This is a genomic window from Serratia sp. CC22-02 (assembly GCF_900182895.1).
Classification (GTDB): domain Bacteria; phylum Pseudomonadota; class Gammaproteobacteria; order Enterobacterales; family Enterobacteriaceae; genus Serratia; species Serratia nevei.
The window spans coordinates 71,081-84,711 of sequence record NZ_FXUD01000001.1; the positions used below are offsets into that span (position 1 = coordinate 71,081).

General features: G+C 62.0%; 14 protein-coding genes and 1 riboswitch. Of the genes, 1 reads left to right on the forward strand and 13 read right to left on the reverse strand.

Annotation, left to right across the window (positions count from 1 at the left end):
* The 10 genes from pqqE to QOL81_RS00405 all read right to left on the reverse strand — a co-directional run bounded on the left by pqqE (window position 1) and on the right by QOL81_RS00405 (window position 10,191).
* On the reverse strand, window positions 1-1,137 hold the full coding sequence (pqqE, locus tag QOL81_RS00360; RefSeq protein WP_060418927.1) for a pyrroloquinoline quinone biosynthesis protein PqqE: 1,137 nt from the start codon (window positions 1,135-1,137) through the stop codon (window positions 1-3).
* On the reverse strand, window positions 1,130-1,408 hold the full coding sequence (gene pqqD, locus QOL81_RS00365) for a pyrroloquinoline quinone biosynthesis peptide chaperone PqqD (protein WP_016927749.1): 279 nt from the start codon (window positions 1,406-1,408) through the stop codon (window positions 1,130-1,132). Before pqqD ends, pqqE begins: the two co-directional genes overlap by 8 nt.
* Window positions 1,408-2,163 carry a pyrroloquinoline-quinone synthase PqqC gene (gene pqqC / locus QOL81_RS00370; RefSeq protein ID WP_060418926.1) on the reverse strand — a complete coding sequence of 252 codons (756 nt, stop codon included), beginning with the start codon at window positions 2,161-2,163 and terminating at the stop codon, window positions 1,408-1,410. The genes pqqD and pqqC overlap by 1 nt, the downstream gene beginning before the upstream one ends.
* Before the next feature lie 9 nt (window positions 2,164-2,172).
* Entirely contained in the window at window positions 2,173-3,084 is a 912-nt protein-coding gene (gene pqqB / locus QOL81_RS00375; RefSeq protein WP_060418923.1) for a pyrroloquinoline quinone biosynthesis protein PqqB, read from the reverse strand.
* 58 nt (window positions 3,085-3,142) lie between these two features.
* Window positions 3,143-3,220 carry a pyrroloquinoline quinone precursor peptide PqqA gene (gene pqqA / locus QOL81_RS00380; RefSeq protein WP_004937827.1) on the reverse strand — a complete coding sequence of 26 codons (78 nt, stop codon included), beginning with the start codon at window positions 3,218-3,220 and terminating at the stop codon, window positions 3,143-3,145.
* 117 nt (window positions 3,221-3,337) lie between these two features.
* Window positions 3,338-4,387: a dipeptidase gene (locus QOL81_RS00385; protein WP_060418921.1), complete on the reverse strand. Its 1,050-nt coding sequence runs from the start codon at window positions 4,385-4,387 to the stop codon at window positions 3,338-3,340.
* Between the two features lie 133 nt (window positions 4,388-4,520).
* Window positions 4,521-5,447 carry a LysR family transcriptional regulator gene (locus QOL81_RS00390; protein WP_060418919.1) on the reverse strand — a complete coding sequence of 309 codons (927 nt, stop codon included), beginning with the start codon at window positions 5,445-5,447 and terminating at the stop codon, window positions 4,521-4,523.
* Between the two features lie 146 nt (window positions 5,448-5,593).
* Window positions 5,594-7,063: a pyridoxal phosphate-dependent decarboxylase family protein gene (locus QOL81_RS00395; RefSeq protein WP_060419700.1), complete on the reverse strand. Its 1,470-nt coding sequence runs from the start codon at window positions 7,061-7,063 to the stop codon at window positions 5,594-5,596.
* Window positions 7,064-7,081: 18 nt separating this feature from the next.
* Window positions 7,082-8,464, reverse strand: coding sequence for a diaminobutyrate--2-oxoglutarate transaminase (locus tag QOL81_RS00400; protein ID WP_071845411.1), 1,383 nt, complete (start codon window positions 8,462-8,464; stop codon window positions 7,082-7,084).
* A 506-nt stretch (window positions 8,465-8,970) separates the two neighbouring features.
* Window positions 8,971-10,191, reverse strand: coding sequence for an NADH:flavin oxidoreductase/NADH oxidase family protein (locus tag QOL81_RS00405; RefSeq protein WP_193159081.1), 1,221 nt, complete (start codon window positions 10,189-10,191; stop codon window positions 8,971-8,973).
* Window positions 10,192-10,263: 72 nt separating this feature from the next.
* Between QOL81_RS00405 and QOL81_RS00410 the strand changes: the two genes are divergently transcribed.
* The gene (locus tag QOL81_RS00410) at window positions 10,264-10,686 is read left to right on the forward strand and encodes a MerR family transcriptional regulator (protein WP_283439562.1); all 423 of its coding nucleotides are present in this window, start codon (window positions 10,264-10,266) and stop codon (window positions 10,684-10,686) included.
* Here QOL81_RS00410 and eno read toward each other — a convergent pair.
* Genes eno through QOL81_RS00425 form a run of 3 tightly spaced genes read right to left on the reverse strand, consistent with a single transcriptional unit; the run spans window position 10,673 to window position 13,370 of the window.
* A complete protein-coding gene (gene eno, locus QOL81_RS00415) occupies window positions 10,673-11,956 on the reverse strand; it encodes a phosphopyruvate hydratase (protein ID WP_060418913.1) in 1,284 nt (427 codons plus the stop codon). The genes QOL81_RS00410 and eno overlap by 14 nt on opposite strands.
* Before the next feature lie 16 nt (window positions 11,957-11,972).
* On the reverse strand, window positions 11,973-12,401 hold the full coding sequence (locus tag QOL81_RS00420) for an adenine nucleotide alpha hydrolase family protein (RefSeq protein ID WP_046687045.1): 429 nt from the start codon (window positions 12,399-12,401) through the stop codon (window positions 11,973-11,975).
* A gap of 3 nt (window positions 12,402-12,404) precedes the next feature.
* A complete protein-coding gene (locus tag QOL81_RS00425; protein ID WP_283439563.1) occupies window positions 12,405-13,370 on the reverse strand; it encodes a DHHA2 domain-containing protein in 966 nt (321 codons plus the stop codon).
* A 40-nt stretch (window positions 13,371-13,410) separates the two neighbouring features.
* Window positions 13,411-13,486: riboswitch (Fluoride riboswitch) on the reverse strand.
* Window positions 13,487-13,631 lie beyond the last annotated feature (145 nt).

A 13,631-nucleotide genomic window follows, 5' to 3' on the forward strand; every position in this document is an offset into this window, starting at 1 on the left:
TCAACCCTTGAAAATCAGACGGGAGTTGGTTTGATTGCGAAAATGCAGCTGATCGATACCGATCTGCGAACGGTTCGCCGCTTCCCGCGCCGCCAGAATGGTGCCGTGGTGCGGCGATTTGCCGCATACCGGGTCGGCGTTGTCGGCGTTGCCGGTCAGCATGAACGCCTGGCAGCGGCAGCCACCGTAGTCTTTCTCTTTCTCCGAGCAGGAACGGCAGGGCTCCGGCATCCAGTCATAGCCGCGATAGCGGTTAAAACCGAACGAGTGGTACCAGATATGCTGCAGATCGTGCTCCAGCACCGACGGGAAGGCGATCGGCAACTGACGGGCGCTGTGACAGGGTAACGCCATGCCTTCCGGCGTTACGCTCATGAAGATCGCACCCCAGCCGCCCATGCAGCCTTTGGGGCGCTCCTCGTAGTAGTCCGGCGTGACGAACAGCAGGTTGGCCAGCTTGCCGTCGGCGGCCATGCGTTCGCGGTAGCGTTTTACCACCGCTTCCGCGTCGGCGATCTGCTCGCGGGTCGGCAGCAGGCCCTCGCGGTTGAGGTGTGCCCAGCCGTAGAACTGGCAGGTCGCCAGCTCGACGTCGTCGGCGTCCAGCTGGATCGCCAGTTCGATAATGCGGTCGATCTGACCGATATTGTGGCGATGCAACACGAAGTTGAGCACCATCGGATAGCCGAGCGCCTTGACCGCCCTGGCCATGGCCAGCTTCTGCTGAAACGCCTTGGCGGAGCCCGCCAGTGCGGCGTTCAGCGTTTCGTCGCTGGCCTGAAAACTGATCTGGATATGGTCCAGCCCGGCGTCGGCGAAGGTCTGCAGCTTCTTCTCGGTCAGGCCGATGCCGGAAGTGATCAGGTTGGTGTAAAAGCCGAGATCGCGCGCGGCGGCGATCAGCTCGGGCAGGTCTTTACGCACCAGCGGCTCGCCGCCGGAAAAACCGAGCTGCACGCTGCCCATCGCCCGCGCCTGGCGAAACACCTCAATCCACTGCGCGGTGGTCAGCTCTTTTTCCTGCGCGGCAAAATCGAGCGGGTTGGAGCAATAGGGGCACTGCAGCGGGCAGCGGTAGGTCAGCTCCGCCAGCAGCCAGAGCGGCGGGTTCACCGCCGGCGCGCGTGCTTCAGTCACGGAAGGTCACCCATTTTTGTTCGTAGGCGCGCTGGAAAAACTCCAGCACGTCATCCGCCAACCCCTCGGCGCCGGGAAAGCGGGCGTTCAGCTGCGCGATGATGCCGTTCAGCGTGGTGTGGCCGTCGACCAGCTGCAAGATGGCGGCGGCGCTGTCGTTCAGCTTGGCCATGCCTTCCGGGTAGAGGATCACGTGGCTATTTTGCACTTGCTCCCATTGCAGGCGGTAGCCGCGGCGGAAGACCGGGGTGTGTTCAGGGTTCAGCGTCATTACACCAGCCTCTGGTTGTGCCATACCCGCGCGGCGGTCACGCTGTGAAAAGGCGGGCGGTTCAGGGTATAGGCCATGCTCATGGCGTCCAGCATGCTCCACAGAATATCCAGTTTGAACTGCAGGATCTCCAGCATGCGCTGCTGCTTTTCAACGGTGTCGCAATAGTCCAGCGCCAACGCCAGGCCGTGCTCCACATCGCGGTTGGCCTGGCCGAGGCGGCTGCGGAAATAGTCGTAGCCGGCGGCGTCGATCCACGGATAGTGCTGCGGCCAGCTGTCGAGGCGCGACTGGTGGATTTGCGGCGCGAACAGTTCGGTCAGCGAGCTGCAGGCCGCTTCTTGCCAGCAGGCGCGGCGCGCGAAATTGACGTAGGCGTCCACCGCAAAGCGCACGCCCGGCAGCACCAACGCTTCAGAGAGCAGGGTGTCGCGCTGCAGCCCGACGGCTTCGCCCAGGCGCAGCCAGGCTTCGATGCCGCCTTCGCTGCCGCCGTAGCCATCGTGATCCAGGATGCGCTGCACCCATTTGCGGCGGGTTTCCGGCTGCGGGCAGTTAGCCATGATCGCCGCGTCTTTGATCGGAATGCTGGTCTGGTAGTAGAACCGGTTGGCCACCCAGCCCTGGATCTGCTCGCGGGTTGCTTCACCGTTGTGCATCGCGATGTGGTACGGGTGGTGGATATGGTAATAAGCGCCTTTGGCGCGCAGCGCCGCTTCAAATGCCGGCGGAGTCAGGGGCAGTGGTTGCGTCATGGCGGTTCCCTACAGTTCGATATTCATGCCGTCCCAGCTCACTTCAATGCCGGCGGCGGTCAGGCTTTGCCGCTCTGCCGAGTCTTCATTGAGGATTGGGTTGGTATTGTTAATGTGGATCAGGATTTTGCGCCTGGCGGGCAAGGTGGCGAGCAGGGCCGCCAGCCCGTGTTCTTCCGCCAGCGCCAGATGCCCCATGTCTTTGCCGGTATTGCGGCCCACGCCGGCGTTGGCCAGCTCGTTGTCGCGCCACAGCGTGCCGTCGATCAGCAGGCAGTCCGCGCGGCGCAGCCACGGCATCAGCGCCTCGTCCGGCTCACCCAGGCCCGGTGCGTACAGCAGCCCGACCCCGCGCGCGGTATCTTCGATAAACAGCGCCACGTTGTGGCCCGGCAGCGGGCGATCGCGGTACGGCGAATAGGGCGGCGCGTTGCTGAGTAGCGGAATGGCGGTAAAGCGCACGGTCGGGCAGACCGCCGTGTGGAACGGCTCCCCGGGCGTCACCGGGTGGTGAATCAGCCCGCCGTTCCAGTGGGAGAGCATGGGAAACACCGGGAAGCCGGTGCTGAGATCGTCATGCACTTCAGGCGTGCACCAGACGTGATGCGGGCAGCCCTCGCGCAAATTGAGCAAGCCCGCGCTGTGATCGATCTGGCTGTCGGTCAACACGATCGCGCCGATACCGGTGCCGCGCAGCACATCGGGATTATTCAATTCGGGCGAGGCCAGCAGCTGATGGCAAATGTCCGGGGAAACGTTGCACAGTACCCAGTTTTTACCGTCGTCGCTGACGGCGATGGAAGACTGGGTGCGGCGCGTGGCGTTGATGCTGTGGTCGCGAACGCCCCGGCAGTTGTCGCAGTTGCAATTCCACTGGGGAAAGCCGCCGCCTGCTGCTGAGCCGAGAACTTTTATCTGCATGTCTAAACCAGAAAGAAAGGGAAAGAAATGCCCGCGCGAAAGGCGGGCAGACGGGCGATTAACGGTTGGAAATGTACAGCGTCACTTCCAGACCCAGACGCAGGTCAACAAACTCAGGTTTAGTCCAGGTAGTCATAGCGGTGCTCCTTAGCATGCATCGTAATAGTTCGAGCCCAATGAGAAACGTTCGCATTCGGCCGGCCCAATGTTGACGAAATGTGACGGAGATCGCAACCTTTAAAGCGTAACCGGGTTATTCGCCCCAGGTGGTGGCGAGCACGTTCAGCCAGTTGCGCCAGGTCAGCTTCTCCAGCAGCCGGTTATCGAACCCGGCCTGTGCCAGCGCTTGCGTCAGCAGCGGCAGGCCGCCGACATCTGCCAACGGGTGCGGTACGTTGACCCCGTCAAAATCAGAGCCAAATCCCACGCGATCTTCACCAAGTTTAGCGATCAAATACTCAACGTGTTTAACAATTTCTGTTAAGCCAGTCGTTGCACTGTCACGTTTGCCGTCCGCACGCAGGAAGGCGGTACCGAAATTGACGCCGACCATCCCGCCGCTCTGAGCGATGGCGTCCAGCTGTGCGTCGGTCAGGTTGCGCGGTTGCGGGCAGAGGGCGTGGGCGTTGGAGTGGGTGGCGACCAGCGGCGCGCGGCTCAGCGCGGCGGTTTGCCAGAAGGTTTTCTCGTTCATGTGCGAGACGTCTATCATGATGCGGCGGCGGTTGCAGGCGCGGATCAGCGCCTCGCCGGCCGGCGTCAGGCCGGGGCCGGTATCGGGTGAGCCGGGGAACGGCCCGCTGACGCCGGTGCCGAAGGCGTTCGGCAGATTCCAGAAGGGCCCGATACTGCGCACACCCAGCCGGTAGAGGGCCTCCAGCTGCGTCAGCTCCGCATCGATCATGCCGGCGCCTTCAATATGCAGCACCGCGGCGATTTGTCGGTTGAGACGACACTGTTCTATCTCGGTGGCGGTGCGACAGATGCGCAGCCGCCCCTGAGAAGCCTGCTCCAGCTGCTGCAGGATGGCGATTTGCCGTTCGGCGATCGCCAGCGGATCGAAGGTGGCCTGCGCCTCGTCCTGCGTTTGGTGGCGCATCTGGGCGATATAGCTGACCGGGGGAATAAATACCGCGAACAGCCCGCCGAAAAATCCGCCGCGCCGCATGCGGGCGAAATCGAGGTGGCCCGGCGTGACGCGGGAATAGAAGGCGGTGGCCGGATCGTCGTCATGCTGCAGCCACAGGTTGAGCAGCAGGTCGTTATGGCCGTCGAACACCGGCCAGAGAGGGGGAAGTGTCATGGGCGCTTCACTGAGTCAGGCATCGTGAACGCTATGTTCTCCCATCGCGCGAGGGGGAACAACCCTCAGGCTATGGGGGCTTTGCCGTCGGCGGGATCACTCGCCGTCAGCAAGGCAAAATTTAGTGACATTGTCACTCTGCGCGAAACGGTTCCTGCACGCGTTGGCGGCAGACCGTCAGCAGTAGCTGGCGTAGCCAGCGGTGATCGGCCTCGGCGTCCAGGCGCGGATGCCACATTTGCGACACGGTGATGGGCGGCGTTTTCACCGGCAGCTCGAAGACGCGCAGCGGGCCGCCCGCCGGTTGCGCATGCAGGAACGAGGCGGGCAGCAACGCCAGCAGGTTCGAGGCTTGCGCAACCGCCAGCGCGGCCGGAAAGCTCGGCACCACGGCGGCGATATGGCGTGCCAGCCCCAGCTCCGCCAGCGCTGCGTCTACCGGCCCGAGGATGCGCCCGCTGCGCGAAGCCACCACGTGGCCGCAGGCGGCGTAGTCGGCGGCGCCGATCGCCGGCTGCTGCGCCAGCGGGTGTGAGGTTCTCATCACGCCGACGAAGCGATCGCGGAACAGCGCCTGCAGGCGGATTTCCGGGCCCATGTCACCCAGCACGCCAATCTCCAGATCGACCAGCCCTTCACGCAGGGGGCGGTCGCTTTTCTCCGGCTTGGGCGCAAAGCGCAGTCGCACCCGCGGCGCCTGTTCGGCCGCGGCGGCGATCAGCGCCGGGCCGAAGGCTTCGACGAAGCCGTCGTTGGCGCGCAGCGTAAAGGTCCGATCCAGCACGGCGGGATCCAATGCCCCCTGCGCCGGGCGCAACACCGCGCGCGCTTCGAACGCCGCGTGCCGCGCCCGCTCGCGCAGCGTTTCGGCATAGGGCGTCAGCACCATATGGCGGCCGGCGCGCACCAACAGGGGATCGCCGGTGGCCGCGCGCAGCCGGCTGAGGGTGCGGCTCATCGCCGAGGCGCTTAAACCGAGACGCCGTGCGGCGCCGACGACGCTGCCCGCCGTCAGCAGCGCGTCGAGTGCGATCAACAGGTTGAAATCCGGATCGGTCATGATTGATTGGGTGTCCTGTTGTGCTGGAAATGGGGGGAAGGCGTTTGCTGCAGTATATCAGCGTAAACGCTGCGTCTCCTGCGATTGATGAGCAATAAAAAAGCCGATAACGGAGGTTATCGGCTTGGGTGGCAGGCTGGGCGACGTTACGCCGGCAGCTGCTGGGCGGTTTTCTCGACCAGCGCCAGCAACAGCTTGATGTCTTCCAGCGTCACGATCGGGTTCAGCAGCGTCATCTTCAGGCAGGTCACGCCATCGAACTCGGTCACGCCGACGTTGGCGCGGCCCGATTCCAGCAGGGCGTCGCCGATGCGCTGGTTGAACAGCGCGACGGCCGCGTCGCCGTTCGCCGCCAGCTGCGCCGGACGGTAGCGGAACAGCACGCTGGCCAGCTGCGGCTGCATCACCAGTTCCAGCGATTCCTGATCGGCGATGTAACGCGCCACCTGCTGCGCCAGCGTCACGCCATGATCGATGATCTCGGCGTATTGCTTCCGCCCCAGCGCTTCCAGCCCCATCCACAGCTTCAACGCATCGAAGCGGCGGGTGGTCTGCAGCGATTTGGACACCAGGTTCGGCACGCCTTGCGCTTCGTCGAACTCGGAGTTCAGGTAGGCCGCCTGATAGCGCATCAGCTCATAGTGGCGCTCGTCTTTCAGCAAGAAGGCCCCGCAGCTGATGGTCTGGAAGAACTGCTTGTGGAAGTCCAGGGTAATGGAGTCCACCAGTTCCAGGCCGTCCAGGTAGTCGCGGTACTGCTCGGAAAGCAGCAGCGCGCCGCCCCAGGCCGCATCCACGTGTACCCAAATCTGCTGCTGCGCCGCCAGCCGCGCGATGTCGCGCAGCGGGTCAATGGCACCGGCGTCGGTGGTGCCGGCGGTGGCGACAATCGCCATCACCTGCTCGCCGTTGGCCTTGGCCTGTGCCAGTTTTTCCGCCAGGTCGTTCACGTCCATACGGGCGAAGCGATCGGTTTTCACCAGGGTGACGGACTGATAGCCGAGGCCCATCAGCGCCATGTTCTTCTGCACCGAGAAGTGGGCGTTTTCAGAACAGAACACCTTCAGCTTGCGCAGATCGCCCACCAGGCCGTCCTGCTGCACGGAGTGGCCCTGACGCGCGAAGAACGCATCGCGCGCCAGCATCAGCCCCATCAGGTTGCTCTGGGTGCCGCCGCTGGTGAACACCCCGGCGTCGCCGGGCTGGTAACCGACCTGGGCACGCAGCCACTCGATCAGCTTCATTTCGATCAGCGTGGCCGACGGGCTTTGATCCCAGGAATCCATGCTCTGGTTGGTGGCGTTGATCAGCACTTCGGCGGCCTGGCTAATTACCAGGCTCGGGCAGTGCAGGTGCGCCACGCACTGCGGGTGGTGTACCGACAGGCTGTCTTTCAAAAAGTACTCGATGGCGCGATCGATCGCCGCCTGGTTGCCCAGGCCTTGCGGGGTGAAGTCGAGCTTGATGCGCTCGCGCAGTTCGGCCACGCTTTTGCCCTGATACATCTCGGGCTGTTGCAGCCACTGCACGACGGCTTCACTGCTCTGCGCGATCGCCTGGCGGTAAGCCTCGGCGCTGTGCGCCGAGGAAGCCAGAATCGGGTTTAACTTGGACATCGCGGTCATTCGCTCCAATCAGACTGGCTTGACGCCGGCGGCCAACAGCGCCTGCTCAAATTTATCCAGGAAAATACCCAGCTCATCATTGGTGATCAGCAGCGAAGGCAGCAGGCGTAGTACGCAGCCGTTGCGCCCGCCGCGCTCCAGGATCAGGCCGGATTCGAAGCATTTCTTCTGCAGCAGCGCAGACAGTTCGCCATCGGCCGGGTAGCAGCCCATGTGATCCTGCGCTTCGTTCGGCTTGACGATCTCAATGCCGATCATCAGGCCCAGACCGCGGACGTGACCGATCACCGGATAACGTTTCTGCAGCTCGGCCAGTTTGCCTTTCAGCCATTCGCCCTGAGCGGCCACTTTGTCGGCGACCTTGTGCTCTTTCAGGTATTGCAGGGTGGTCAGGCCGGTGGCCATCGCCAGCTGGTTGCCGCGGAAGGTGCCGGTGTGGTGACCCGGTTCCCAGGCGTCAAACTCTTTCTTGATGCCCAGTACCGCGAGCGGCAAGCCGCCGCCGACCGCTTTCGACATCACGATGATGTCCGGCTCGATGCCGGCGTGTTCGAAGGCGAACAGCTTGCCCGTACGGGCGAAACCGGCCTGAACTTCGTCGATGATCAGCAGAATGCCATGCTCCTGCGTCACTTTGCGGATGCGCTGCAGCCACTCGGCCGGTGCCGGGTTAACGCCGCCTTCGCCCTGAACGGCTTCCAGGATCACCGCCGCCGGTTTACGCACGCCGCTTTCCACGTCGTTGATCAGGTTGTCGAAGTAGTAGGTCAGCGCCTTGACGCCGGCTTCGCCGCCGATGCCCAGCGGGCAGCGGTATTCATGCGGATAAGGCATGAACTGCACTTCCGGCATCATGCCGTTGATCGCCGCCTTCGGCGACAGGTTGCCGGTAACCGACAGCGCGCCGTGGGTCATGCCGTGATAACCGCCGGAGAAGCTGATCACGCCGGAACGGCCGGTGTGCTTTTTCGCCAGCTTCAGCGCGGCTTCCACCGCATCGGCACCGGACGGGCCGCAGAACTGCAGGCAATAGGCTTTGCCTTCGCCCGGCAACAGAGAGAGCAGGTAATCGGAGAAACGATCTTTTAACGGGGTCGTGAGATCGAGAGTATGTAACGGCAAGCCGCTGGTAATGACATTTTGGATGCTTTGCAGGACGTCGGGGTGATTATGTCCAAGAGCCAACGTTCCCGCCCCGGCCAGGCAATCAAGATATTGATTATTCTCAACATCAGTGATCCAAACGCCCTGGGCTTTCGCAATTGCCAACGGCAATTTGCGCGGATAACTCCTAACATTCGACTCAAATTCGGCTTGGCGCGCCAAATAGGTTTCATTGTTTCCGTTTAATGAGTTTGCAACTAAAGTATCAATACGGACTTTATCCGTCATCATATCTCTCCTACAACCGAAGGTCTCAACACGCTCCGATTGAATTAATGAATTAGAAAAGTAACTGCCTTGTGAAAAGCGCGACCAATATATGGCTTTTTCGCCTGGGACTCAATAGCCGATTTTGTTTTGAATTGTTTAGTTTTTTCTTAGGCTCATCAATATGTTGTTGATTTATTGACCGTTGGTTTTGCCGGTAAAAAACAACATATCGTTAACATGGCACAAAAATCCTTTCCGTCGCCAACCTGCAGGCGGCTTTAATACGCTTATTAATAAGGTGAATTTCCGTTTAATAACATAAATAGGAATTAACGGCTTATTTTTATCTATTCACCACCTTAAGTCCTATAGCGTTTATATACACAAAATTTGTGATGAATATAAATGGCCAACCGTTAAAAGCGCTGCATCCAGATCGGTGATTTCTCTCAGATTTCACGTAGCGCGATCAAAAAAGCGCGATTTTTACGCAGCGCCGGCCGGGTTCGCCGGCGCTGTTGCCGTTAACGTTGCCGTAACCAGGCGTGGTAGCGCTGCAGGATGCGGCGGGTACGCCACTGATCGACGAGCAGCGTGAACAGCGGGGAATAGCGCACGCTGCGCGGCCGATTGTCACTCAGCGCTCGCATCCGGCGCTTGACCAACGCCATCCGGGCGAGCGACGCCATCGCTTTGCTGCGCCAGGTGACCGGGGCTGGCAGCGCATGGGGGGCCGCCCCGGTTTGCCAGCGCCGCGGCAGATCGGGCACTTCCGCCATGGCGGTGGCGATGCCGGCAATCGCGACGCCGCTGTCCAGCACCTGCTGCGCCACTGAAGGACGGGCGATGCCGCCGGTGGTCATCACCGGCATGCGGGCCACCGCGGCAAGATCGCGGGCGAAGGACAGAAAATAGGCTTCTCGCGCCAGGGTGCGACCGTCCGCCGTTTCGCCTTGCATCGCCGGGCTTTCGTAGCTGCCGCCCGACAGTTCGATCAGATCGACCGGCAGATCGTTCAGCATCAGCACCACCTGGCGCGCATCGTCCGAAGAAAAACCGCCGCGCTGAAAATCGGCGGAGTTGAGTTTGACCGCCACGCAAAAGCCCGGCGAGACGCGCTCGCGCACCGCACGCACCACCTCCAGCAGCAGGCGGGCGCGGTTCGCCAACTCGCCGCCCCAGCGATCGTTGCGTTGGTTGGTCAGCGGCGAGAGAAACTGGGAAATCAGATAGCCGTGCGCCGCGTGGATCTCCACGCCGGTAAAACCGGCCCGTTCGGCAGCGTGCGCGCTGGCGGCGAAGCGCGCGATAACCTCGGCGATCTGCGCTTCATCCATCGCCTGCGGCTGGGCAAACAGTTTGCTGTGCTTGCCCATCGCGAGCGGGATGGCGGAGGGCGCCCATGCGTTGCCGCCCATGTTCGCCATCACCTGCCGGCCCGGATGGTTAAGCTGCATCCACACCTGCGCGCCGCCCTGGCGCGCGGCCTTGGCCCAGGTTTCGAACGCGGCGAGCGGCGTGTCTTGTTCCAGCACCACGCCGCCGGGGCCGGTCATGGCGCGGCCGTCGATCATCACGTTGCCGGTGATGATCAAGCCGGCGCCGCCTTCGGCCCAATAGCGGTATAAGCGCCACAGCGCCGGGCCGGGCAGTTGGCCTGGGGCGGCCAGATTTTCTTCCATCGCCGCCTTGGCCAGACGGTTGGTCAGGCGGCTGCCGTTGGGCAGCGTCAGTGGGGTAAACATCGGTTTTGCGCTCCTGTCGTAAGGGGAATGGCGCTATACTAGGTTTAAAGTTAACTTTAAGGTCAATAGGGCATGAAGATCGGAGAATTGGCGCAGCGCGCCGGCGTGGCCGCCTCGGCGATACGCTACTACGAGCAGCTGGGGTTGCTGCCGAAACCGGTGCGCGGCGTCAACGGCTATCGGGTCTACAGCGATAGCGCACTGGAGCGATTGCACCTGATCCAAATCGGCCAAAATCTGGGGTTTTCGCTGCAGGCGATCCAACGCGTGCTGGCGCTGCAGGGCAGCGCTTATGAGGATGGGTTGATACGCGGCGTCGATGAACGGCTGGCGGAGATCGAGCTGATGATGGCCACGCTGAATGAACAACGAGAAACCTTGTTGATGACCCGGCTGACCTTATTGGAGTCCGGTGTCGCCGGGCTGTGCCAAGCCAAGGGCGAAAAACAGGCCGACGCATCGCCGGCCCGGCCGGCAAAGCTTAGCGGCGTTTAAAGGCGGAACGCCCGGCATACACCGCCGCGGCGCCCAACTGGTCTTCGATGCGCATCAGCTGATTGTATTTTTCGATCCGCTCGCCGCGGCTCGGCGCACCGGTTTTCAGATGGCCGGCTCGCATCGCGACCGTCATGTCGGCGATAAAGCTGTCGACGGTTTCACCGCTGCGGTGCGAGATAAAGGTGCCCCAGCCGTTCGCCTGGCAGAGCTGTACGGCGGCGAAGGTTTCGCTCAGCGTGCCGATCTGGTTCAGCTTGATCAGCGCCGCATTGGCCAACCGTTCATCAATCCCGCGCTGGATGTATTTCACGTTGGTGACGAACAGATCGTCGCCGACCAGCTCCACCTGGTCGCCCAGGGCGTCGCTCAGAATACGCCAGCCGGCCCAGTCGTCCTCGGCCAAGCCGTCTTCAATCAGCACGATGGGGAAATCCTGCACCAGCCGTTGGTAATAGGCCGTCATCTGGGCTGCGTCCAACTCGAGATTCTCGCTGCGCAGGCGATACTTGCCGTCGGCGTAGAATTCGCTCGAGGCCGGATCCATGCAGATCGCGATATCTTCTCCCGGCCGGTAGCCGGCTTTCTCTATCGCCTGCACGATCAGCTCGAGCGGCTGGCGGTTTGAGGCGACCGCCGGCGCGAAACCGCCTTCGTCACCGACGCCGACCGACAGGCCTTTTTCCAACAGGATTTGGCGCAGCGTCTGATAAACTTCACTGCCCCAGCGCACGGCCTCGCGCAGCGACGGCGCGCCCAGGGGAGCTATCATAAACTCCTGAAAGTCCGCCCCTTGCCACCGGGCGTGCACGCCGCCGTTGATGATATTCATGCAGGGCACCGGCAGCAGGTTGGCGCCGATGCCGCCCAGATAACGATACAGCGGCAGCTGCGACAATTGCGCCGCGAGGCGGGCGGCGGCCAGAGAAACGCCGAGCAGGGCGTTGGCCCCCAATCGGCTCTTGTTCTCGCTGCCGTCCAGCGCGATCAGCCGGCGGTCTATCTCCTCTTGTTGGCGCACATCCACTCCGCGCAGCGCCTCGTTGATCGCCGTTTTGACGCTGTGCACCGCCTCCAGTACGCCTTTGCCGCCGAAACGGTGCGGATCGCCGTCGCGGTGCTCCACCGCCTCGCGCGACCCGGTGCTGGCTCCCGAAGGCACCGAAGCCCGGGCCACGACGCCCGCCGCGCTCATTTCGACTTCGACGGTCGGGTTGCCGCGCGAATCCAGGATCTCTCTGGCGGTTACGCTTTCAATCTCATCGTTCATGGGGTGTCACCTCGTTCTAGGGAGTGGGAACGTGCTTTATCAGCACGTCGATGGATAAATGGTTGATGAATTCGAAGCCGAAGGAGGCATAGACGCCAAACGGACGGTTCTGATGGCCGAGCAACAAAAGATCGACGCCTTCACGGGCAATCAGGGCTTCGACGTCTTTGAAGCGATGGATGCTGACCATTGCGCGTACCTCCAGGGGGATTGAGCAGTCTTCCACCAGGCGGCTGAGCATGGCTTTGGCGGCGATCACCTCGCTGGACTGGCGATCTTTGGTTTGCGCATCGCTGAGGTAGTCCAGCTCGGCATAGTCGGCGCTGATGTGCGCCACGGTAATGCGCGTATTCATCTGCTGATTGAGGCGTTCGGCATGGCGCAACAGCAGCCGGCCGTCGCGTTCATCCTGTACCAGCAGTAAAGCGTGTTGGTAGATCGGCATGACTTATCTCCCTGCGTGAGCAATCTGTAGGGTTAACCACGGTAAAACCTCTTTTTTTCGGCTCGTCATACCGGGCAGCGACACCTGCCGAATGGCGAGCACCCGGTTCGACGAGAAATACAGGGTGGAACGGCGGTGGGTGATATCGGTAACCAGGAGTGCGGTCATCTCCAGCCCGGCTTCCTGCTTCGCCTGCTCGAGCGCCTGTTGCAGCGCGGGCAACAGCGGATCGATGTCGATCATGGCCCGCACTTCTATCTGCGACAGCAGCAGCGAAACGGTATGGATGCGGTAATTCTTGGCGTCGCGCTGCAGCAACTGCGGGGCGGATTGCCCGGAGAGATCGGTTTTGGCGGCCAGCAGCCCGGCGGTGAAGGCGTCATAGTCGACGTGAGAGATTGCGCGCAACCGGGTGACCGCCAGCCGATCCTGTTCCGTGGTGGTCGGCGCACTGAGCGCGACGGTGTCGCTCAAGATGGCGCCCAGCAGCAGCGTGGCCTGCGCGGCGTTAAGTGGCATTGGCTTTTCTGTCGTCAGGATTTGCAGGATCACGGTGGCGCAACAGCCGACGGCGCGCACCCAGACATCGGGCGGGTTGCGGGTGACTAACGTGCCCAGCCGGTGATGGTCGATAACGCCGACCACGTCGCTGTCGGGCAATGAGGCCGGGCCTTGTTCGATATCGGTAAAGTCGACCAGCCAGACTTTGCGGTCACGGAGATCTTCTGTCAGCAGCGCAGGCGCCTGTACGCCGGCGGCAGCCAGTATGTAGCGAGTTTCCGGCGTGAGGTCGCCTAGGCGGAAAGCCACGGCCGGTTTGCCGAGGTGATTGAGCCAGTCCGCGACCACCAGCGCGCTGCAGATGCTGTCGCTGTCGGGATTTTTATGGCCGAAAACGTACAGGGGCATTTCCCGCGCGACGGCATCGGGCTGGAGTGCAAAAGGGGTAAAACCTGAGATTTCATTCATAGCGACTCCTGACATACCTGCCTAAAAAATAAAGCGAAGTTGTATATCAGGCGTCATCATCCGGTTCGAGTGAACGCGGCGGTTGGGAAAGGTGGAACACCATCACCTTGTGAACGACTGTAGCGCAGCGTGGGGGGAAACGCAACGCCCGGCAAAGTTGGCGAGAATACATAATCGGATTGATACTGTGAGTGAGTCTATGATGGACAAGGATATTATTTGCCGCTAACCGACGGATAGGCTGAACGGACTCACGCCGGC